The following is a 21,285-nucleotide window of genomic DNA, read 5'->3' on the forward strand; positions in this document are numbered from 1 at the left end:
GCGGTTTTCCTGGACGACCCGCGGCTGCTAGGCTCGGACCTCCCTTCCCTTTTCCGCTGGAGTCGTCATGCCCGTTCGCGCCGTGTTCCTCGACTATGCCTCTCTCGACCTCGGCGATCTGGACCCGGCGCCCTTGCGCGCGGTGTTCGACGAGCTGGAACTCCATCCGGCGAGCGCCCCGGACGAGGTCGCGACGCGCCTGGCCGGCGCCCAGGTCGCCATCGTCAACAAGGTGGTGCTGGACGCCGCCATCCTGGCCGCCTGCCCGGACTTGAAGCTGGTACTGGTCAGCGCCACCGGCACCAACAACATCGACCTGGAAGCCGCGCGCGCCCAGGGCGTGCGCGTCTGCAACTGCCAGGGCTATGGCACCGCCTCGGTCGCCCAGCACACCCTGGCGCTGCTGCTGGCCCTGGCGACCCGCTTGCCGGACTACCAGACAGACGTCCGTGCCGGTCGCTGGCAGACCGCCAGCCAGTTCTGCCTGCTCGACCACCCCATCGTCGAGCTGGAAGGCAAGACCCTCGGCCTGCTCGGCCTCGGCGAGCTGGGCAGCGCGGTGAAGCGCCTGGCCGAAGCCTTCGGCATGCAGACCCTGGTGGGCCAGTTGCCCGGTCGCCCGGCGCGTCCCGGCAGCCTGCCGCTGGCCGAGCTGCTGCCCCAGGTGGATGCCCTGACGATGCACTGCCCGCTGACCGAGCAGACCCGCGGCCTGATCGGTGCGGCGGAACTGGCGGCGATGAAATCCACGGCCTTCCTGGTCAACACCGCACGCGGCGGCATCGTCGACGAACAGGCCCTGGCCGATTGCCTGAGGCGCGGCCACCTGGCCGGCGCCGCCACCGATGTGCTCAGCGTGGAGCCCCCGCGTGACGGCAATCCGCTGCTAGCCGGCGACATTCCGCGACTGATCGTCACCCCGCACAACGCCTGGGGTAGTCGCGAGGCGCGTCAACGGATCATTGGCCAGCTCGCCGCCAATGCCGAGGGCCATTTCGCCGGCACGCCGCACCGGGTGGTCTGCTAAAGTTCGCGCTTTTTTCGCCAGGTAGCCCCATGGATCCGCGCAGCGAAGTCCTCCTCCGTCACCCCGAGCGCTTTGGCGGCGCCTTGCTGCTCGCCGGCTTGCCGGCCGATGACCTGCTCGGCACCCTGCCCGCGGCCAGCGGCTGGAGCTGGCATGCGGGCGAGGCCGAACAGTTGGTCCGGCGCTATCCGGGTCGCGTCAGCCTGGGGATCGAACCGCCGGCGGGCGACTTCGCCAGTGCCGTGCTGTTTCTGCCCAAGTCCCGCGAGGCCACCGACTTCCTGCTCACCGCCCTGACTCGCTGCCTGCCGGCCGAAGGCAGTCTCTTTCTGGTCGGCGAAAAGAAGGCCGGTATCGAACGCGCCGCGCGCCAGCTGGGTGCCTTCGGTCAGGCCAGCAAGCTCGACAGTGCCCGCCATTGCCAGCTGTGGTTGGTGCAGGGACCGCGCACCTCGGCCGATCCGCAGCCGGACGCCTGGCTGCAACGTCACCTGTTGGAGCGGGCGGGGGTGAAGCTGGAGATACTCAGCCTGCCGGGCGTGTTCAGCCATGGCCGGCTGGATGTGGGCACGGCGCTGCTGCTGGAGCAACTGGATGGCCTGCCCGAAGGTGCGGTGCTCGACTTCGGTTGCGGCGCCGGCGTGGTCGGCGCCGCCCTGGCGCGCCGCTATCCCGCCAGCACCCTGCATCTGCTCGACGTGGACGCCTTCGCCGTGGCCAGCAGCCGCCGGACCTTGGCGGCCAACGGTCTGAGCGGAACGGTGATCAGTGGTGATGGCATCGCCGCGGCGCCCACCGGCCTCGCCGCCATCGTCAGCAATCCGCCCTTCCACAGCGGCGTGAAGACCGACTACCGCACCACCGAGACCCTGCTGGCCGAGGCGGTGCGTCATCTAAAGCCCGGCGGCGAATTGCGCCTGGTGGCCAACAGCTTCCTGCGCTATCCGCCACTGATCAAGGCGGCCTTCGGCAACTGCCGTACCCTGGCGGAACGCGACGGCTTCAAGGTCTACAGCGCCCGGCGACGGTAGCGACACCGAGCCCTGTTGGGCTTCGCTGCGCTCAGCCCAACCTACGGCTATACCTCGGCGCCAGAGCCGCCCCCTCTCCCCCTGGGAGAGGGTTGGGGTGAGGGAAACCTCCTCTGCCAACCCAAAACCTCAGCCCTTCTTCGCCGCCTCGTACAGCGGCATCACCTTGGGAATCGCCGCCTGCAGGGCCTTGGTGCGGTTGGCGTCGGACGGGTGGGTACTGAGGAATTCCGCCGGCTGCTTGCCCTGGCTGGCCTGGGCCATCTTCTGCCAGAGGGTGATGGCGGCATTGGGGTTGTAGCCGGCGCGCGCCGAGAGCTCCAGGCCGATCAGGTCGGCCTCGTTCTCATTGCCGCGGCTGAACGGCAGGCTCAGGGCCACCTGGGACACCTGGTCGGCCAGCTGCATGCCGCCCTGGCCAACGCCCAGCAGGGCGCCACCGAGGTTCTCGCCCATCTGGATGGCATAGGCCCGCGACATCTGCTCGCGGCTGTGCTCGCGCAGGGCGTGGGCGATCTCGTGGCCCATCACCGCCGCCAGTTCGTCATCGGTCAGCTTGAGCTGATCGATCAGCCCGCTGTAGACGAAGATCTTGCCGCCCGGACCGCAGTTGGCGTTGAGTTCGTCGCTCTGCACCAGGTTGACCTGCCAGTCCCAGTTCACCGCATCCGGGCGGAAGGCCGCGGTCTGCGGGATCAGGCGCTTAGCGATGGCGGCGACGCGCTTGCCGTCGGCGCTGTCATTGGCCAGCTTGCCGGCGGACTTGGCCTCGCTGACCGTCTTGGCATAGGACTGGGCGTACATCTGGTTGACCTGCTGCTCGGACAGCATGCTGAACATGTACTGCTTGCGCTGCACCCCGACCGCACCACCCGAGGTGGTGTTGACGGTCTGGCAGGCGACCAGCAGCAGGCTCAGGGACAGGCCTGCGAGGGGAAGGATACGGCGCATGGGAATCTCCAGGTATCGAGGCGGATACAGTCTAGAGAGGGGCGTCAGACCCGGCAACGTCCGGTAACGCCCGGCAACGCTCTCCTGCCAGGCGACCGGAGGCCTCAATGGATAGGCGTCACCGCCGATAGCCCCGGCATCGAACGTTCCCGGAGTCCCCCATGAATTCCCGCTCCATCCGCACCTCCATCACCCTGCTGGCCGGGGCCTGCATCCTGGCGGTGGTCGCTGCCCTGATCGCCTATACCCTGTTCGCCGGTCAGCGCACCCGCGCCCTGGTCGACAGCCACACCGAGGCGCTGGCCGCCACCGCCGCCGAAGCCCGGCTGACGGCCGAGGCCGAGGCGGTGGGCAATCAGCTGCAACGCCAGCTGGACGTCCCTCTGCAACTGGCCAATCAGCTGGCGCAACTCAGCGTGGCCATGGGCAGTCCGGGCGACCAGCAGGTCGAGCTGGATCGCCAGAGTCTGGTACGCCTGCTGGGCCAGAGTCTGAAGCGCCAGTCCGGTCTGCTCAGCCTCTATATCGTCTGGGAACCCAATGCCATCGATGGCCAGGACGACCGCCATCGGGGCGACGCCGCGGCCGGCTACGACGAGCAGGGGCGCTTCACCCCCTGGTGGCACAAGACCCTCGACGGCGATGTGACGGTGGAACCGATCGGCCCGACCGTGGAAAGCCAGACCCGTCTGCCCTCGGGCGTGCGCGAAGGCGAGTACTACCTCTGTCCGCGGGAAAATCGCACCACCTGCGTGCTCGATCCCATGCCCGACACGGTCAACGAACAGCAGGTGCTGATCGCCTCCTTCAACGTGCCGATCCTGGTCGGCGGTGCCTTCAAGGGCGTGGTCGGTGCCGACGTGCCGCTGGACTTCATCCAGCGGCAGCTGGTCAAGGCCAATGGCCGCCTCTATGGCGGCGTGGGCCGCATGGCCCTGGTGGCCGGGCGCGGCACCCTGGTGGCCTACACCGCCGACGCCAGCCAGCTGGGCAAACCGGCCGAACCGGCGCTGGGGGCGACCCTGGCCGGCCTCAAGGACCTGGGCGAAGGCGTCACCCGTCGCTTCGACGCCCAGAGCGAGCGCTATCAGGTCTATCTGCCGCTGCGCTTCGCCGGCGACAACCGCCAGGTCTGGACGCTGATCATCGAATTGCCCCGCACAGCCGTGCTGGCCGACCTCTACAGCCTCAAGGACACCCTGGGCAGCCAACGCCACCAGGACGTGATCGGCATGCTACTGGTAGGCCTGGCGGTCGCCGGCGCCGGTCTGCTGGTGCTCTGGCTGATCAGCCTGCGCATCGCCCTGCCGCTGCGGCAGATGGTGACCATGCTCGACGCCATCGGTCAGGGCGACGGAGACCTCACCCAGCGCCTCGCCACCGAGCGCCGCGACGAGGTCGGCGCCATGGCCGGCGGCGTCAACCGCTTCCTGGCCTCGCTGCAGAGCCTGATCGGCAAACTGATCCATTCGGTGGGCGAGGTGGCCTCGGCCGCCGAGCACACCTCCCATATCGCCCAGCGCACCCGCGACGGCGTGGAGCGCCAGCTGCAGGAGATCGAGCAACTGGCTACCGCCATGCAGGAGATGACCGCCACCGCCCAGGACGTGGCCGGCAATGCCGGTCGCGCGGCGCGGGCTGCCACCGAGGCGGACGGCGCGGTCAACCAGGGCCAGCGCCTGGTGCAGCAGAACGTCGCCAGCAGCGCCGCCCTCGCCCAGGAGATCGAGCGCGCGGTGGAGCAGGTCCGCCGGGTCGCCGAGGACAGCGAGAACATCGGTTCCATCCTGACCACCATCAATGGCATCGCCGAGCAGACCAACCTGCTGGCGCTCAACGCCGCCATCGAGGCGGCGCGCGCCGGTGAGCAGGGTCGCGGCTTCGCCGTGGTGGCCGATGAGGTGCGCAACCTGGCGCAAAAGACCCAGGTGGCCACCGGCGAGATCCAGAGCATGATCCAGCGCCTGCAGCAGGGTACCCGCGAAGCGGTGACGGTGATGCAGGCCAGCGGTGCCCAGACCAGCACCCAGGTCGCCCAGACCGAGGCCACCCGGCACGCCCTGGACACCATCCTGGCGGCGGTAAGCGAGATCACCAGCATGAATCTGCAGATCGCCAGTGCGGCGGAGGAACAGAGCGCGGTGGCCGAGGACATCAACCGCAACGTAGTCAACATCGGCCAGAGCGCCCAGGCGGTCCACGGCGAAGCCGACAGCGCCTCCCGAGCCGGCCAGCAGCTGCGCGAACTCGCCGAGCAGCAACGCCAGCTGGCGGGGCGGTTCCGGGTCTAGCTCTCTACTCCGTTCCCCTTTCCTTCTGGGAGAGGGCTGGGGTGAGGGCTGGCCCAGGGACTTGCAGCGCGCTTTGACGTCTAGGCGCTACAGCGGCGTCAGACACTCCGGCCCGTCCACCTCGGGCCGGTTGACGATGTCGGCCAGCACCCGCTCGCGCAGCGGCATGCCGCCCGCGGCCAGCAGCGCCTGCAGGGCTTCGGGCGTGCTGTCCGGATCCTGCCAGAGGGCACGCCCCGCTTCATCGAGCAGGATGGGCCGCCGCAACGGGCCGGCGGCCTGGGTGACCATGGCCACCGACAGCCAGAGCTGATCCCCGGCCGGATAGGCTTCCCAGAGCGCGGCGAACCAGGCCAGGGGTTCGCCGTTGAGCATCCAATAGGGGCGCTTGCGGTGGTTGCCGCGCCATTCATAGAAGCCGTTGGCCGGCAGCAGGCAACGCCGCAGGCGAAAGGGCTCGCGAAACATCGGCTGGGTGGCCAGGCTTTCGGCGCGGGCATGGGTGGGGGTGCGGGAGAGATCGGTGAGCCAGGGTGGGGTCAGTCCCCAGCGGCCACTGTCGACCCGCTCGCCATCCGCGGTCCGCCGCTGCAGCAGCACCTGCTGATGAGGGGAGATGTTCCAGCGCGGCGGATGCTTTTCGGGGAATCCCGGCAAGCCAGCGAATTCGGCGGGCCAGCGGAACAAGGCGTAGCGTCCGGACATGAAAACCTTTTAGGTTCTTTACGAAAAGTCGCCGAGCGAAGGTCAGGCGAGGCGAAAAGCTGAGGAAGCGGATCGGGCTCGCGAACGAGTTTACAAGTGGTAAATGAGTATTACGACCGGGCTGGCGTGCCAGGCGTTTTTCAACGAAGCATCACCGATGCGTAGGCACTTTTCGTATAGAACCTAGCAGACGAGGATGCCCTGTTCGGGGGAGGGATCCTCTCCCGGCAAAGGCGTGGCGGCATTGTACGCGGCGATCAGCGCCTGCGCGCGCTGGGCCTCTTCGTCGTCGACCAGCAGGCCGAGCAATCCTGCCGCTGGCAGGTCACCGATGCCACCGAGCAGGTGGCGACCGGCGAGGAAGCCACTGATGCCCTCGCTGGCGAGTACCGCCAGGAGCAGTTCGCCCTCGTGCAGTGACCCCGGCTCATAGATGCGGCGCATCAGTCATCCTCCCGCCGAACCTCGAGATTCCAGTCCTCGCCATCGGTATGCAGGCCGAAGCGGATCGGTCGGCAGCAGACTTCGCAGTCTTCGTAGTAGTCCTGATCACCGCCGCTGAGGTCGAGCACCACCTCGCCCGGTTCGCCGCAATAAGGGCAATCGTATTCCTGGCTTTCCAGCATCTGCCTGCACTCCTTGACCGCCAACCTGCCGCCCATCCGGCCCCTGGCGCTTGCATCTGGCGCCACGCCCACTACTATGGCCGCCGGAATTTCTACAAGAGAACACCATGGGCGAGTTCGAAGCCATTCGACCCTATAACGACGCGGAAGTCCCCGGGGTTCTGGCCCGCCTGATCGACGACGACCACTTCATCGGCATCCTCGCCGGCTACCGGTTCCCGCGCCTGTCCAAGGGACTCGGCTGGGTCGTGCGCCCCCTGCTGCGCACCCGCCTGCGCCAGGAACTGAGTGGTATCCAGAGCGTCGCGGCGCTGCAGGACAAACTCGAACCCTATGTGGATCGCGCCATCGAGAAGGCCTCGGACGGCGTTACCTACTCCGGCATCGACCAGCTGCGCAGCGGCCGCGCCTATCTGTTCCTGGCCAACCACCGCGACATCGTGATGGACCCGGCCTTCGTCAACTATGCCGTCTACCACGCCGGTCTGCCAACGCCGCGCATCGCCATCGGTGACAACCTGCTGCAGAAGCCCTTCGTCAGCGACCTGATGCGGCTGAACAAGAGCTTCATCGTGCACCGCTCCATCAGCGGCCGGCGCGAAAAGCTGGCGGCGTACCAGAATCTGTCCGCCTACATCAATCACTCGATCCGCCAGGACGGCCAGTCCATCTGGATCGCCCAGGCCGAGGGCCGGGCCAAGGACGGCGACGATCGCACCGATTCGGCCATCCTCAAGATGTTCCACATGAGCTGCAAGGACGAGCCCTTCGCCGAGCTGGTCAAGGCGCTGAACATCGTACCGGTGTCCATCAGCTACGAATTCGATCCCTGCGACCAGGCCAAGGCCCGTGAACTGCACACCCGCGCCACCACCGGCAGCTATGCAAAGGCGCCGGGCGAAGACGACGTCAGCATCGCCCGGGGCATCACCGGCTACAAGGGCCGGGTGCACGTGGCCTTTGGCGAGCCGGTCACGGGTGAGTTCGAGGATGCCAAGGCGCTGGCCCAGGAAATGGACCGGCAGATTCTCGGCAACTACCGGCTGTTCCCGGCTAGTTACCTGGCCTATGCCGCCTGGGAGGGCCGCGATCCGGACCTGGCCGTGCCCGCGGTGGACAGCCTGTTTCCCGCCGAGGAAATCGCGGTCGCCCGCAGCGAATGGGAAAGGCGACTGGCCGAGTGTCCGGCGCAGTACCGAGAGCAACTGGTGCGCCAGTACGCCCAGCCGGTGCTGAACAAGTACCGCGTCCTGGCCGGTCTGGAATAGCCCAGGCGCGCTCATGAAAAAGCCCGGCACGAGCCGGGCTTTTTTGTGGACGGTCGCGGCTCAGTGGCCGCTGAGCACCTGCACCACGGTCGGATCCTTGAACACCCGGGTCAGGGCATCGCTCAGCACATCGCTGACCAGCTTGGTGTTGGCCTCGGCGTTGGGCGCCATGCCGAAGCGCTGGTTGAGACTGGCGCCATAGCGACCCTTGTAGCCGCGCTGGCTGTTGCGCACCTCGACCTGGAAGGCCGCGGCGACGTCAGACGCGGTGACGTACAGCTCCTTGGGCGACTGATAGTTCAGTTCGGCCAGGGTCAGGGTCAGCTGGGGCGCACCGGGACCGGCATTGGGCGACGGGGTGAAGCCCATCTGACGTACGGCCTTCTCGGCTTCGGCCTGCAGCTTGGGAATCACATCCTGAGTCTGCACCACCACCACGCTGGTGTCGGGATAGAGACCGCCGCGGGTGCCGAGGGTGAAGGAGGAACGGCCGTCGACTACCCGGACCGAGACCGGCTGGCCCTGGCCGACCGGCGCGATGGGCGCGGTGATCTGGGGTTGCGGACTCAATTGCTGAGGGCTGCTGGCGCAGCCGGCCAGGGTCAGACCAGTGGCGGCGAGCAGGCCGAGCAACAGGCGATAGCGCATGCAGAGACTCCGAAGAAAGGGACAGGGGGCAGTATACCCAGCCCCCCAGCGGCGTCGATAGACCGGCCTTCCGGACAGGGAAACGCCGGCACGGGGCCGGCGTCGTTCAGATCAGGCGTTACGGCTTGGCCGCCAGCGGCGGCCGGGTCTGGCTGCGTTCCAGCCAGCCGCCACCGAGCGCCTTGTACAGGGTGACCTCGCTGTTGAGCTGGTTGAGCCGATCGGTGATCAGCTGCTGCTGGGCGCTGTACAGCGAGCGCTGGGCGTCGAGTACCGTGAGGTAGTTGTCGATGCCCTGGCGATAGCGCAGGTTGGCCAGGTCGTAGTACTCCTGGCTGGCCTGCACCAGGTCCTGCTGGGCCTGCAACTGGTCGTCGTAGGTGCCCTTCGCCGCCAGGGCATCGGCCACCTCGCGGAAGGCGGTCTGGATCGACTTCTCGTAGGTGGCGACGTTGATGTCCTTCTGGATCTTGGCCGCATCCAGGCTGGCCTTGAGGCTGCCGGCCGTGAAGATCGGGATGTTGATGCTCGGCGAGAAGGTCCAGTAGCCGGAACCGGCGTCGAACAGGCCGTTCAGGTCCCGGCTGGCCGTGCCGCCCTGGGCGGTCAGGCTGATGCGCGGGAAGAAGGCGGCCCGGGCGGCGCCGATGTTGGCGTTGGCGGCGCGCAGCTGCAACTCGGACTGGAGGATGTCCGGACGCTTCTGCAGGAGATCCGACGGCAGGTTGGCCGGCAGGTCGGCGAGCAGATCGGTGCCGTCCAGCCCCTTGCTCTGCGGCAGCTCCGCCGGGATCGAGGTACCCAGCAGCAGGGCCAGGGCATTGCGATCCTGGGCCACCTGGCGGGTGTATTGCGCCAGATTCGCCCGCGCCCCTTCCAGGGCGGTGCGCGACTGGCGCAGGTCCAGGCCGCTGGCCACACCGTTCTCCACGGTCTGGCGGGTCAGGTCGTAGGAGCGCTGATAGGCCGCCAGGGTCTCGCGGGTCAGTTGCAGCATGCGCTGGTCGGTGAGCCAGGCGTAGTAGGCGTTGGCCACTTCCGAGACCAGCGAGATCTGGGTGCTGCGGCGTCCTTCGCTGGTGGCGAAGTAGTTGAGCAGCGCCTGCTCGCTGAGGCTGCGCAGGCGACCGAACAGGTCCAGCTCATAGGAGGTGAACCCCAGGGTCACGCTGTACTGGCTGCTGATGCTGCCACCACTGCCACCCGCGCCATTGGCGCTGTTGCCGGCGAGCAGTTCGCGAATGGCGGAGACCTGGCTCAGGTCCTCCGGCTGGCGGGTACGGGTCCCGGTGCCACTGACCGCGATGTCGGGAAACAGCTCGGCGCGCTGCACGCGGTATTGCGCCTGGTAGAGGCGCACGTTCAGCGCGGCCTGGCGCAGGTCGCGGTTGTTGTCCAGCGACAGCTGGATCAGCTGCTGCAGGGCCGGGTCGCGATAGAAATCGCGCCAGCCGATGTCGGCTGCCTGCTGGTCACGATTGACCGTCAGGGCATCGTAGGCCTGGCCATGGGGCCAGGCGTTCTCCACCGGCGCATTGGGTCGCTGGTAATCGGGGATCAGGCTGCAGCCGGACACGGCCAGCATGCTCACGACCACCGCCAAGACAGACTTCTTCATATCAGTGTCCTTCCTTGCCATGGGCTTCCTGGTCCTTGGTGGCCTTGTCCTTGAACAGGCTGCTGACCACCACATAGAACATGGGAATCCAGAAGATCGCCAGGATCGTGGCGGTGAGCATGCCGCCGATCACGCCGGTACCCACGGCGTGCTGACTGCCGGAACTCGCGCCCGAGGAGATCGCCAGGGGCACCACGCCCAGGATGAAGGCCATGGAGGTCATGATGATGGGGCGCAGGCGCATGCGCGAGGCTTCCACCGCCGCATCGACGATGTTCTTGCCGCCCTCGTGCAGCTCCTTGGCGAATTCCACGATCAGGATGGCGTTCTTCGCCGCCAGGCCGATGGTCGTCAGCAGACCGACCTGGAAGAAGACGTCGTTGGCCAGGCCACGGAAGTAGGTGGCCAGCAGGGCCCCCACCACCCCAGCGGCACCACCAGGATGACCGCGATCGGGATCGACCAGCTCTCGTACAGCGCCGCCAGGCAGAGGAACACCACCAGCAGCGACAGCGCATAGAGCGCCGGCGCCTGGGAGCCCGACAGGCGCTCCTCGTAGGACAGACCGGTCCAGGCAATACCCACGCCCTGCGGCAGGTCCTTGGCCATGCGTTCAATCTCGGCCATGGCGTCACCGGTGCTGTAGCCGGGCGCCGCGGAGCCGAGGATCTCCAGCGAGGAGATGCCGTTGTAGCGCTCCAGCTTGGGCGAGCCGTAGATCCACTCACCGCGGGCGAAGGCCGATACCGGCACCATCTCGCCGGCGCTGTTGCGCACGTACCACTTGTTGAAGTCCTCGGGATTCATCCGCGCGCTGGCTTCGCCCTGCAGGTACACCTTCTTCACCCGACCGCGGTCGATGAAGTCGTTGACGTAGCTGGACGCCCAGCCGATGGACAGCGTCTGGTTCACGTCGCTCTGCGACAGGCCCAGGGCGCGCACCTTCTCGTCGTCGACGATGAGCTTGAATTGCGGCTCGTCGTTGAGGCCGTTGGGACGGGTCTGCACCAGCTTGGAATTCTGCGCGGCCATGCCGAGCAGCTGGTTGCGCGCGGCCATGAGCGCCTCGTGGCCGATGCCGCCCTGGTCCTGCAGGTAGAAGTCAAAGCCGGTGGCGTTACCCAGCTCCAGCACCGCCGGCGGGACGATGGCATAGACGATGGCGTCCTTGATGCCCGACAGGTAGCCCATGGCCCGACCGGCCACGGCGCTGGCGCCATCTTTGGCGTCCGGGCGCTGTTCCCAGGGCTTGAGCTGGATGAACGCCAGACCCGAGCTCTGACCACGACCGGCGAAGTTGAAGCCGTTGACCGTGAACATCGAGCTGACCGCGCTCGAATCGTTCTTCATCATCATCTCTCGCATGGTGTCGAGCACCTTCTGCGTCCGCTCGGCACTGGAGCCCGGCGGCGTGGTGACCTGGGCGAAGATCACGCCCTGGTCCTCTTCCGGCAGGAAGGACGACTGGATGCGGGTGAAGAGGAACACCATGACGCCGACGATCAGCAGGTACAGCAGCAGGAAGGGCACCTTGTGCCGGATCACCGCGGCCACGCTGCGCTCGTAGCGGTGCTGACCGCTCTCGAACTTGCGGTTGAACCAGCCGAAGAAACCACGCTTCTCGTGGTGCCCCTGCTTGACCGGCTTGAGCAGGGTGGCGCACAGCGCCGGGGTCAGGATCAGCGCCACCAGCACCGAGAGCACCATCGAGGAGACGATGGTGATGGAGAACTGGCGATAGATCACCCCGGTGGAGCCGCCGAAGAAGGCCATGGGCACGAACACCGCCGACAGCACCAGGGCGATACCGACCAGGGCGCCCTGGATCTGGCCCATGGACTTGCGCGTCGCCTCCTTGGGCGAGAGCCCCTCCTCGGCCATCACCCGCTCGACGTTTTCCACCACCACGATGGCATCGTCCACCAGCAGGCCGATGGCGAGCACCATGCCGAACATGGTCAGGATGTTGATGGTGAAACCGGCGGCCAGCAGCACCGCGAAGGTGCCCAGGAGCACCACGGGGACGGCGATGGTGGGGATCAGGGTGGCCCGGAAGTTCTGCAGGAACAGGAACATCACCAGGAACACCAGCAGGATCGCCTCGCCCAGGGTCTTGACCACCTCATGGATCGAGGCGGTCACCACCGGGGTGGTGTCATAGGGATAGACCACCTCCATGCCCGGCGGCATGAACGGCTTGAGGCGCTCGATGGTGGCGCGGACCGCCTTGGCGGTGTCCAGGGCATTGGCCCCGGTGGCCAGACGCAGCGCCATGCCGGAGGCCGGCTTGCCGTCGAACTGGGCATCGATGGAGTAGTTCTCGCCACCCAGCTCGACCCGCGCCACGTCACGCAGGCGCACCTGGGCACCGCTCTGGTCGACCTTGAGGAAGATCTTGCCGAACTCCTCGACGCTGGTCAGGCGGGTCTTGCCGATGATGGTGGCGTTGAGCTGCTGCCCCGGCACCGCCGGCAGGCCGCCGAGCTGACCGGAGGCGATCTGCACGTTCTGGCTCTGGATGGCGCTGCTGACGTCGACCGGCGTGAGCTGGTACTTCACCAGCTTCTGCGGATCCAGCCAGATGCGCATGGCGTACTGGGCACCGAATACCTGGAAGTCGCCCACACCGCTGGTCCGCGCGATGGGATCGCGCATGTTGGAGACGATGTAGTTGGACAGGTCTTCCTTGGTCAGGGAGCCGTCCATGGAGACCAGGCCCACCACCATCATGAAGTTGCGCTGGTACTTGGCGACGCGCATGCCCTGCTGCTGGACTTCCTGCGGCAGGAGCGGCGTCGCCAGCTGCAGCTTGTTCTGCACCTGGACCTGGGCGATGTCGGAATTGGTGCCTTGGTTGAAGGTCACGATGATGGTCATGCTGCCGTCGGAGTTGGACTCCGAGGAGATGTACCTGAGGTTGTCGATCCCGTTCATCTGCTGCTCGATGACCTGAACCACGGTGTCCTGCACCGTCTGCGCCGAGGCGCCCGGGTAGCTCACCTGGATCGAGACCGCCGGAGCGGCGATGTTCGGGTACTGGTTAATCGGCAGCGTGAGGATCGACAGAATGCCGGCGAGCATGATCACCAGGGCGATTACCCAGGCGAAGATGGGCCGGTCGATGAAGAACTTGGACATCAGGCGCTCCCCTTACTGACCCTGACCCGCCGGCTTCTGCTCGGCGGAGGCGATGTTGCTCGCCGGCTTGGTGGTGACGGTGGCACCCGGCTTGATCTTCTGCAGACCTTCGGTGATGACCTTGTCACCCGCCTTGAGGCCGTCGGTGACCAGCCATTCGGCGCCGACGGTGCGCTCGGTCTTGAGGATCCGCTGCTCGACCTTGCCTTCGCCGTTGACCACCATGGCGGTGGGCTGGCCCTTGAGATCGCGGGTCACACCCTGCTGCGGCACCAGCAGGGCATTCTGGCGCACGCCGGACTGCAGCTCGGCACGCACGAACATGCCGGGCAGCAGCAGCTTGTCGGGGTTGGGGAATTCGGCGCGGATGGTCACTGAGCCGGTGCCCTGGTCTACCGAAACCTCGGCGAACTTGAGCTTGCCGGGACGGCTGTAGGCAGTGCCGTCTTCCAGCATCAGCTTGACCTGGGCGGCGTTCTCGCCCTGCACCTTCTGCAGCTGACCGCTGTCCAGCTCGCGGCGCAGGCGCAGCAGATCGGTGGCGGACTGGGTCACGTCGACATAGATGGGATCGAGCTGGGTGATGCTGGTCAGAGCGCTGGTCTGGTCGGCGGTGACCAGGGCGCCTTCGGTCATCATCGAGCGCCCGATGCGCCCGGAGATGGGCGCGGCGACCTTGGTGTAGGCCAGGTTGATCTCGGCGTTGCGCAGGGCGGCCCTGGCCGATTCCACCTGGGCTTCGTTCTGCCGCTGCATGGACAGCGCATCGTCGGCTTCCTGCTTGCTGATCGCCTGCTCCTTGACCAGGGCGCCATAGCGCTGGGCCTTGAGCCGGTTGGAGGCCAGGGTCGCCTGGGCCTGGGCCAGGGAGGCCTTGGCGGAATTGACGTTGGCCTCGTAGGTACGCGGATCGATCTGATAGAGCTGGGTACCGGCCTTCACGTCGGCGCCTTCGGTGAAATAGCGCTTGAGCAGGATGCCGCTCACCTGCGGCCGCACCTCGGCGATGCGGAAGGCGGACGTGCGCCCGGGCAATTCGTCGGTCAGGGTGACGGTGCGAGGCTGCATCGTCACCACCCCGACCTCCGGGGGCTTCTGCTGCTGTTGCTGCTGGTCCTTGTTGTCCTGCTTGCCGCAGGCACCCAGGGCCAGGGCCACGGCCAGCAGGGCGGGAGCGAAAAAGGCATGCGCCGGCTTGATCTGCATATCAAAAGTCCTTGAAAGCGGGGAAATGAGCATGCGCAGCGCGCCTTGTGGATCCGCACCGGCTCGAGCATAGGAATTATTATCAGACAAATATACTTACGTTCACGACTGTTTGTAAATAACCCAAGCGCCTTACTCGGGTATCTCGCCGGCTACTCCGACGTCTCGTGAAAATGGCTATGCCGACAGAAGTCAGGCCAGTGCGACCGACCTCGGTAGCAGACCATGAGGCGGGAGGCGAGTTCTGCCGGGGAATCCCGGTGTCGCCCGCCTCGTCGGCAAAAACGACCAGGCATAAAAATGCCGGACGAATCCGGCATCTTTGGTTACAACCTGCGGGCGTCCCGTTACTGGCGCACGCCTTCGAAGGACAGCATGAATTCCACTTCCTGGGATTTCGGGCCGAGGTCCTTCTGGATGTTGAAGTCCTTGAGCTTGAGGGTGGTGGTGCCCTCGAAGCCGGCGCGGTAGCCACCCCACGGGTCCTTGCCCTCGCCCATGAAGTGGGCCTTGATGGTGACCGGCTTGGTCACGCCGTTCAGGGTCAGGTTGCCGGTGACGTCGGCGGTGCCATCGCCGGTGGGAGTGACCTTGGTCGATTCGAAGCTGGCCTGGGGATGGGCGGCGACGTTGAGGAAGTCGGCGCTGCGCAGGTGCTTGTCACGCTCGGCGTGGTTGGTGTCGACGCTGTCGGTGTTGATGGTCACCTTGACCTTGTCGGCGGACGGATCCTTGGCATCGAAGCTGAAGTTGCCGTCGAAGTCCTTGAAGGTGCCGTACAGCCAGCTGTAGCCCAGGTGCTGGATGCGGAACTGGATGAAGGCGTGCTGGCCCTGCTTGTCGATCTTGTAGTCGGCGGCCATGGCCTGGCCAGCGCCCAGCAGAGCGGTACCCAGGGCCAGGGCGGCAACGGTTTTCTTCAGCATTGGATGGAGCTCCAGGTGGTGGTGGGAAGCGAACATCAGGAAGGAGTGTGGACCCGACCGAGCATGCGGACCAGGGTGCCGTCGCGGTCGACGAAATGGTGCTTGAGCGCGGCCACCACGTGCAGACCGGCCAGGACGATCAGCGTCCAGGCGAACCAGAGGTGGATCTTGCCGGCGGTATCGGCCTGATCCGGCAGGCCGCTCAGGGTCGCCGGAACCTTGAACCAGCCGAAGACATCGATGGCCACGCCATCGGCGGTGGAGATCAGATAGCCGGCCACCATGACGCTGAGCATCAGCCCATAGAGCAGGAAGTGCCCGGCACCGGCGGCGCGGCGCACCAGGGGGCTGCCCTCCACCGGCGGCGGCGGACTGACCAGGCGCCAGAGCAGGCGCAGCACCAGGGCGATCAGCAAGAGGATGCCGGCGCTCTTATGCAGTTCGGGGCGGTGTGGTACCAGGTGTCGTAGTAGTCCAGGGTGCGCATCCACAGGCCGGAGGCGAACATGGCGACGATCGCCAGGGCCATGACCCAATGCAGAACCAGACTTACCAGACCGTAGCGAAGGCCATCGTTGCGCCAGTGCATCGCTTTTCTCTCCTGAAAAAGCTTTGCCTAAGCCTAGCCGCAAACGTATCGATGGAAAGCGGAAAAAGTATCGAATCAATATCGAAGGAATCGATGGATCGGACGGCGCGCGAAGGCCCCGTCCGCTCCGACCCAGACGCTGCGCGATGGCAGCGCCCGGGCTCAGGCAGGGATCAGAACGACCAGTGGAACAGCTTCCAGAAGAAGCCGTGCTCGCCACTGTCCTTGGCCGGCGCAGCGGCGGCGGCCTTGGGCGCAGCAGCCGGCTGGGCAGCGGTCTTGGCACTGGCCACGACCGGCACCACGGCCTTGCCGGCCTTGAGATCGCGGACCTGACCGGCAGCGCGCTGACCGCTGGCCAGGGCGCCTTCCAGGGTGCCCGGATGCAGCGGATCGGTGTGCTCGCCGGCGAAGATCACCCGGCCGGCGGGCTTTTCCCACAGCCGCCAGTAGCGGGTGATCTGGCCCGGACCATAGGCCAGGTAGGCACCGCCCACGCCCGGATCGCGGCTGTAGCGACGGACTTCGTAGCCGGAGAAGGCACCCCGCGCCTTGGGATAGAAGGCGTGGAAGCGGATCAGCACCTGATCGACCATCTGCTTGTCGCCAAAGGCCTGCACCAGACGCGCGCTGTCACCGGCCAGGTTAACCAGCACATTGGCGCCGCCCTTGACGTCCGGCTCCACCCACAGCATGCCCAGGCCCTGGTCGCTGTAGATCTCGCCGCTCATGCGCGACTTGCTGTCCCACACCGGGGTCTTGAACTTGAGCAGGATCTGGTCGCGCCAGCCATAGGTGGTGCCCTTGATCGCCGCCTGCTGGGTAGCATCCAGCGCCGGGGTCATCTGCACCTGGCCGAGGGCGCGCAGCGGCACCGCCATCACCACGTAGTCGGCCTTGTAGCCGGTGGCACCGGCCTTGACCACGACACCATCCTTGTCCTGGACGATGCTGGAGACCTTGTTGTCAGTCTTGATCGTCTTGATCTGCTTGACGAAGGCCTGGGCCAGCACCTCGCTGCCACCGGGCAGACGGGAGGCGCGCAGGTCCTTGTCGTCGACGCCGCGATAGACGCGGGTCTGCTGGGCCAGATAGAGCAGCGACAGCCGCGAGGGCTCGTCGTAGCGGACGCGGATGCGCTGGTTGATCAGCTGGCGCGCCACCGGCGGCAGATTCTGCTTGTCCAGCCAGGTGGCGGCGTTGATCTGGTCGAGGGCGTGCAGGGTCGGGGTGGCGGTCGGCTGCAGCGGATCGCTGATGGCGGCAGCCAGATCGTCCAGGGACTTGTCGACGCGTTTGAGGGCATCGGCCACGGCCGGCATCTTCTGCGCCAGGTCTTCCTGGGAAAAGTACTGGCCTTCGATCAGATAGCCCGGGGTGCGCACGAAGGACGGCGCGTCCACGGTCTTGAGCTTGAAGGTGTCCAGGTAGTGGTTGAGCACCGGCTGGGCCTTGGTGTCGCCGATCCATTCGCTGGAGGCGAGACCGGAACGACCGCCGACGCGCGCGCCGGCTTCCAGCAGGGTCACGTTCCAGCCGGCCTGCTGCAGTTCATAGGCCGAGGCCAGACCGGCCATGCCGGCACCGACCACGATCACCGAGGGACCACTGGGCGCTACGGGTGCCGCGGTAGCCTTTTCCGGCGCCTTGTGCGTCTCTTTATGGGCCTTCTCGGCAGCGCCTGCGCTCAGGCTGGTAGCGAATACGCCGGCTGCCAAGCAGACGGTAAAACCTGTCCAACGCGACGACATCTTTTCTAGACTCCTGGGACCGGGAAACGGCGGTGGCGCAGCATACGCCAGCGGCCCCGGGGCAACCAGACGGCGCCATGACCGGCAATCGGCCCGCGCCTTGCTCCCGTCGCGCGCCCTGGCTTAGGCTTGCGCCCCCTTTTTATCGCCGGGCCCGCCGCCAGGAGACGCCAATGACCAATCACGACTGGATGCGCCGTGACCTGGAGGTGCTCTGGCACCCCTGCACCCAGATGAAGGATCACGAGCAGCTGCCGGTGATCCCGATCCGCCGTGGCGAAGGCGTCTGGCTGGAGGACTTCGACGGCAAGCGCTACCTGGATGCCGTCAGTTCCTGGTGGGTCAATGTCTTCGGCCACGCCAATCCGCGCATCAACGAGCGCATCAAGGCCCAGGTCGACCAGCTGGAGCACGTCATCCTCGCCGGCTTCAGCCACCAGCCGGTGATCGAACTGTCCGAGCGCCTGGTCGCCCTGACCCCGGCCGGCCTCGACCGGGTGTTCTATGCCGACAACGGCTCCTCGTGCATCGAGGTGGCCTTGAAGATGAGCTACCACTACTGGCGCAACGTGGGCCAGCCGGAAAAGCGCCGCTTCGTCACCCTGACCAACAGCTACCACGGCGAGACGGTCGCGGCCATGTCGGTGGGTGACGTGGCGCTGTTCACCGAGACCTACCAGGGTCTCTTGCTGGACACCCTCAAGGTGCCCAGTCCCGATTGCTACCTGCGCCCCGAGGGCATGGACTGGGAAGCGCATTCGCGGCAGATGTTCGCGCACATGGAGCGCACCCTGGCCGAGCACCACGCCAGCGTCGCCGCGGTCATCGTCGAGCCGCTGATCCAGGGCGCCACCGGCATGCGCATGTACCACCCGGTCTATCTGCGCCTCCTGCGCGAGGCCTGCGATCGCTATGGCGTGCACCTGATCCACGACGAGATCGCCGTGGGCTTCGGTCGCACCGGGACGATGTTCGCCTGCGAGCAGGCCGGCATCCGTCCGGATTTCCTCTGCCTGTCCAAGGCCCTCACCGGCGGCTACCTGCCGCTGGCCGCCTGCCTCACCACCGATGCGGTCTACCAGGCCTTCTACGACGACTACCACACCCTGCGCGCCTTCCTGCATTCCCACAGCTACACCGGCAATCCGCTGGCCTGCGCCGCCGCCCTGGCGACCCTGGACATCTTCGCCCAGGACGACGTCATCGAGGCCAACAAGCCCCTGGCCCGGCGCATGGCCGAGGCCACCGCGCACCTGGTCGATCATCCCCACGTGGGCGAGGTGCGCCAGACCGGCATGGCCCTGGCCATCGAGATGAGCGCCGACAAGGCCCGCCGTACGCCCTACCCCTGGCAGGAGCGCCGCGGTCTCGCCGTCTATCAGCACGCCCTCTCCCGTGGCGCCCTGTTGCGACCCCTGGGCAACGTGGTCTACTTCCTGCCGCCCTATGTCATCACCCCCGAGCAGATCGACTTCCTCGCCGAGGTGGCGAGCGAAGGCATCGAGCTTGCCACCCGCACCTCGGTCAGCGTCGCCCTGAGCGACCTGCACCCCAACCACCGCGATCCCGGCTGATCTGGAGTCCGCCATGCGTCTAACCCGCTGCCACCTCGACCTGCCCCTGGCCCTCGGCCACCTCGACCTGCCCGAGGCCCAGGCCCACTACCTGGGCCGCGTGCTGCGCCTGGCGCCGGGGGATGCCATGCAATTGTTCGACGGCAGCGGCCGCGAATACCTCGGCCAGGTCACCGCGGTGGGCAAGAAGACCCTCAGCGTCGAGCTGACCGAGGAACTGCCCGGCCAACCCGATTCGCCGCTGCGCATCCACCTCGGCCAGGGCCTGTCCCGCGGCGAGCGCATGGACTGGGCGATCCAGAAGGCCACCGAACTGGGCGTGGCCGAGATCACCCCGCTGGTCAGCGAACGCTGCGAGGTGCGCCTCAAGGACGAGCGCGCCGACAAGCGCCTGCAGCACTGGCGCCAGGTCGCCATCAGCGCCTGCGAACAGTGCGGTCGCTCCACGGTGCCGCTGATCCATCCGCCGCAGTTGCTGGCCGACTGGCAGGCCGCGCTGGACGCCGATCTCAAGCTGGTCCTGCACCCGGTGGCGGAGCCTCTGGAAAGCCATGCCCGGCCTACCCGCCTGGCCCTGCTGATCGGTCCTGAAGGCGGCCTGAGCGAGGCCGAAGTCACGGCTGCCCGCGCCGCCGGTTTCCAGCCGGCCCGCCTGGGGCCGCGGGTGCTGCGCACCGAGACCGCCCCGGTGGTGGCCCTGAGCGTGGCCCAGCAACTCTGGGGTGATTTCCAGACCCCCTGAGCCGCCCCCCTGACCGCTGCCCCGCAGTGGTCCGCCCCTTTCCCCACGGATAGTTTTGGAGCCCCGGATGACCCTGCCCTCTCGCCCCTACGCCGCCTTCCTGTTCGACATGGACGGCACCCTGCTCACCAGCGTGGCCTCCGCCGAACGCGCCTGGAGCACCTGGGCACTCGGCCACGGCCTCGATCCGGCGGACGTCCTCGCCGTGATGCACGGAGTGCGGGCGGTGGAAACGGTGCAACGCTTCGCCCCGGCGGGCGCGGACATCGACGCCGAGACCCGCGCCATCACCGAACTGGAGATCGCCGACGTCGCCGACATCCAGGAAATCCCCGGCGCGGCGGCCTTTCTCGCCAGTCTGCCAGCCGGCAGCTGGGCGCTGGTCACCTCGGCCTCGCGCCGGCTGGCGGAAGTGCGGCTCGCCGCGGCCGGCATGGCCCTGCCGCCGGTGATGATCTGCGCCGAAGACGTCACCCAGGGCAAGCCCGCGCCGGACTGCTTCCTGGCGGGTGCGCGCAAGCTGGGAGTGGCGATCGGCGACTGCCTGGTGTTCGAGGATGCCCACGCCGGCTTTGCCGCGGCCAAGGCGGCCGGCGCCGATGCCGTGGCCATCACCGCGACCCATCGCCAGCCGCTGGACCTAGGGCTGCCGACCCTGGCGGATTACCGCGGAGTCGCTGTCAGCCTGGATGAAAACGGCAAGATGCGCCTCACCCGGCAGTCCTAGAACACACCAGCAGCGGCCAGCCGTTCTTCTACGCCGATCAGATCGGGAATGCGCGCCGTGCCGCCTTCGTAGGCCACGGCGCCCAGCTCCAGGGCGGCCAGGGGCACCTCGGCGGCGACCAGCTCCGGGGTGATGCGCAACGAGCGCGGAATGCTGCGGATCAGCAGCGCCAGGAAGCGCACCCGCTCACGCCCACCCAGGGCGTTGAGGATGGCCACCCGCGCATGGCGATCGCCATCGAATTGCGCGGCACTGCCGCTGGACAGCGCTTCGAAACTGATCAGCGGCAGGCGCAGATCGCGCCAGGCGACCTGGCCCAGGCACCAGTCCGGCTGCACCGGCAGCGGCCGGATCTCGCGACAGGGCACCAGCTCGGCGACCGCCGCGTTGGGCAGCAGCAGGGTACGATCGGCCAGGGTCAGCAGCAGACCGGTCAGGTGTTCGGCGGGAGCGGCGGTCGACATGGG

The 21,285-nt window shown here is 67.1% G+C and carries 17 protein-coding genes and 2 pseudogenes; 7 read left to right on the forward strand and 12 right to left on the reverse strand.

Annotated features, from left to right (window positions below; all coding sequences use genetic code 11):
- Positions 1-67: 67 nt before the first annotated feature.
- Positions 68-1,027: a 2-hydroxyacid dehydrogenase gene (locus BGI51_RS03665; RefSeq protein WP_187980348.1), complete on the forward strand. Its 960-nt coding sequence runs from the start codon at positions 68-70 to the stop codon at positions 1,025-1,027.
- Positions 1,028-1,056: 29 nt separating this feature from the next.
- The gene (locus tag BGI51_RS03670) at positions 1,057-2,058 is read left to right on the forward strand and encodes a class I SAM-dependent methyltransferase (protein ID WP_187980349.1); all 1,002 of its coding nucleotides are present in this window, start codon (positions 1,057-1,059) and stop codon (positions 2,056-2,058) included.
- Between the two features lie 129 nt (positions 2,059-2,187).
- Here the strand turns inward: BGI51_RS03670 and BGI51_RS03675 are convergent, their stop codons facing one another.
- A complete protein-coding gene (locus BGI51_RS03675; RefSeq protein ID WP_187980350.1) occupies positions 2,188-3,009 on the reverse strand; it encodes a M48 family metallopeptidase in 822 nt (273 codons plus the stop codon).
- Between the two features lie 161 nt (positions 3,010-3,170).
- Between BGI51_RS03675 and BGI51_RS03680 the strand changes: the two genes are divergently transcribed.
- Positions 3,171-5,300, forward strand: a complete 2,130-nt coding sequence (locus BGI51_RS03680) for a methyl-accepting chemotaxis protein (RefSeq protein WP_187980351.1) — start codon at positions 3,171-3,173, stop codon at positions 5,298-5,300.
- Positions 5,301-5,387: 87 nt separating this feature from the next.
- Here BGI51_RS03680 and BGI51_RS03685 read toward each other — a convergent pair whose 3' ends face one another.
- The 3 genes from BGI51_RS03685 to BGI51_RS03695 all read right to left on the reverse strand — a co-directional run bounded on the left by BGI51_RS03685 (position 5,388) and on the right by BGI51_RS03695 (position 6,631).
- Positions 5,388-6,005, reverse strand: a complete 618-nt coding sequence (locus BGI51_RS03685) for an SOS response-associated peptidase (RefSeq protein ID WP_187980352.1) — start codon at positions 6,003-6,005, stop codon at positions 5,388-5,390.
- A gap of 183 nt (positions 6,006-6,188) precedes the next feature.
- Entirely contained in the window at positions 6,189-6,449 is a 261-nt protein-coding gene (locus tag BGI51_RS03690; RefSeq protein ID WP_133861431.1) for a putative signal transducing protein, read from the reverse strand.
- A complete protein-coding gene (locus tag BGI51_RS03695) occupies positions 6,449-6,631 on the reverse strand; it encodes a CPXCG motif-containing cysteine-rich protein (RefSeq protein WP_017639858.1) in 183 nt (60 codons plus the stop codon). Before BGI51_RS03695 ends, BGI51_RS03690 begins: the two co-directional genes overlap by 1 nt.
- 107 nt (positions 6,632-6,738) lie before the next feature.
- Between BGI51_RS03695 and BGI51_RS03700 the strand changes: the two genes are divergently transcribed.
- Positions 6,739-7,899, forward strand: a complete 1,161-nt coding sequence (locus BGI51_RS03700) for a 1-acyl-sn-glycerol-3-phosphate acyltransferase (protein ID WP_187980353.1) — start codon at positions 6,739-6,741, stop codon at positions 7,897-7,899.
- A 60-nt stretch (positions 7,900-7,959) separates the two neighbouring features.
- Here the strand turns inward: BGI51_RS03700 and BGI51_RS03705 are convergent, their stop codons facing one another.
- The 7 genes and pseudogenes from BGI51_RS03705 to BGI51_RS03735 form a co-directional block, all read right to left on the reverse strand.
- Positions 7,960-8,547: a YajG family lipoprotein gene (locus tag BGI51_RS03705; protein WP_133861433.1), complete on the reverse strand. Its 588-nt coding sequence runs from the start codon at positions 8,545-8,547 to the stop codon at positions 7,960-7,962.
- Positions 8,548-8,665: 118 nt separating this feature from the next.
- Positions 8,666-10,165 carry an AdeC/AdeK/OprM family multidrug efflux complex outer membrane factor gene (adeC, locus tag BGI51_RS03710; RefSeq protein ID WP_187980354.1) on the reverse strand — a complete coding sequence of 500 codons (1,500 nt, stop codon included), beginning with the start codon at positions 10,163-10,165 and terminating at the stop codon, positions 8,666-8,668.
- 1 nt (position 10,166) lies between these two features.
- A pseudogene (locus tag BGI51_RS03715) lies at positions 10,167-13,303 on the reverse strand (efflux RND transporter permease subunit).
- A gap of 12 nt (positions 13,304-13,315) precedes the next feature.
- Entirely contained in the window at positions 13,316-14,509 is a 1,194-nt protein-coding gene (locus BGI51_RS03720; protein WP_187980355.1) for an efflux RND transporter periplasmic adaptor subunit, read from the reverse strand.
- A 347-nt stretch (positions 14,510-14,856) separates the two neighbouring features.
- The gene (locus BGI51_RS03725) at positions 14,857-15,435 is read right to left on the reverse strand and encodes a YceI family protein (protein WP_059313566.1); all 579 of its coding nucleotides are present in this window, start codon (positions 15,433-15,435) and stop codon (positions 14,857-14,859) included.
- 35 nt (positions 15,436-15,470) lie between these two features.
- A pseudogene (locus BGI51_RS03730) lies at positions 15,471-16,024 on the reverse strand (cytochrome b).
- A gap of 173 nt (positions 16,025-16,197) precedes the next feature.
- Complete coding sequence (locus BGI51_RS03735) at positions 16,198-17,775, reverse strand: flavin monoamine oxidase family protein (RefSeq protein ID WP_187980356.1); 1,578 nt, start codon at positions 17,773-17,775, stop codon at positions 16,198-16,200.
- Between the two features lie 173 nt (positions 17,776-17,948).
- Here BGI51_RS03735 and BGI51_RS03740 point away from each other — a divergent pair, with 173 nt between their 5' ends.
- The 3 genes from BGI51_RS03740 (at position 17,949) to BGI51_RS03750 (ending at position 20,818) form a co-directional block, all read left to right on the forward strand.
- The gene (locus BGI51_RS03740; RefSeq protein ID WP_133861439.1) at positions 17,949-19,349 is read left to right on the forward strand and encodes an adenosylmethionine--8-amino-7-oxononanoate transaminase; all 1,401 of its coding nucleotides are present in this window, start codon (positions 17,949-17,951) and stop codon (positions 19,347-19,349) included.
- Positions 19,350-19,362: 13 nt separating this feature from the next.
- The gene (locus BGI51_RS03745; protein WP_187980357.1) at positions 19,363-20,091 is read left to right on the forward strand and encodes a 16S rRNA (uracil(1498)-N(3))-methyltransferase; all 729 of its coding nucleotides are present in this window, start codon (positions 19,363-19,365) and stop codon (positions 20,089-20,091) included.
- 67 nt (positions 20,092-20,158) lie between these two features.
- On the forward strand, positions 20,159-20,818 hold the full coding sequence (locus tag BGI51_RS03750) for an HAD-IA family hydrolase (protein WP_187980358.1): 660 nt from the start codon (positions 20,159-20,161) through the stop codon (positions 20,816-20,818).
- On the opposite strand, the gene BGI51_RS03755 is transcribed toward BGI51_RS03750, so the two are convergent.
- The gene (locus BGI51_RS03755) at positions 20,815-21,282 is read right to left on the reverse strand and encodes a chemotaxis protein CheW (RefSeq protein ID WP_007161686.1); all 468 of its coding nucleotides are present in this window, start codon (positions 21,280-21,282) and stop codon (positions 20,815-20,817) included. The genes BGI51_RS03750 and BGI51_RS03755 overlap by 4 nt on opposite strands.
- Between the last annotated feature and the right edge of the window lie 3 nt (positions 21,283-21,285).

Origin of the sequence: Pseudomonas oryzihabitans, assembly GCF_014522265.1 — a bacterium.
Classification (GTDB): domain Bacteria; phylum Pseudomonadota; class Gammaproteobacteria; order Pseudomonadales; family Pseudomonadaceae; genus Chryseomonas; species Chryseomonas aestiva.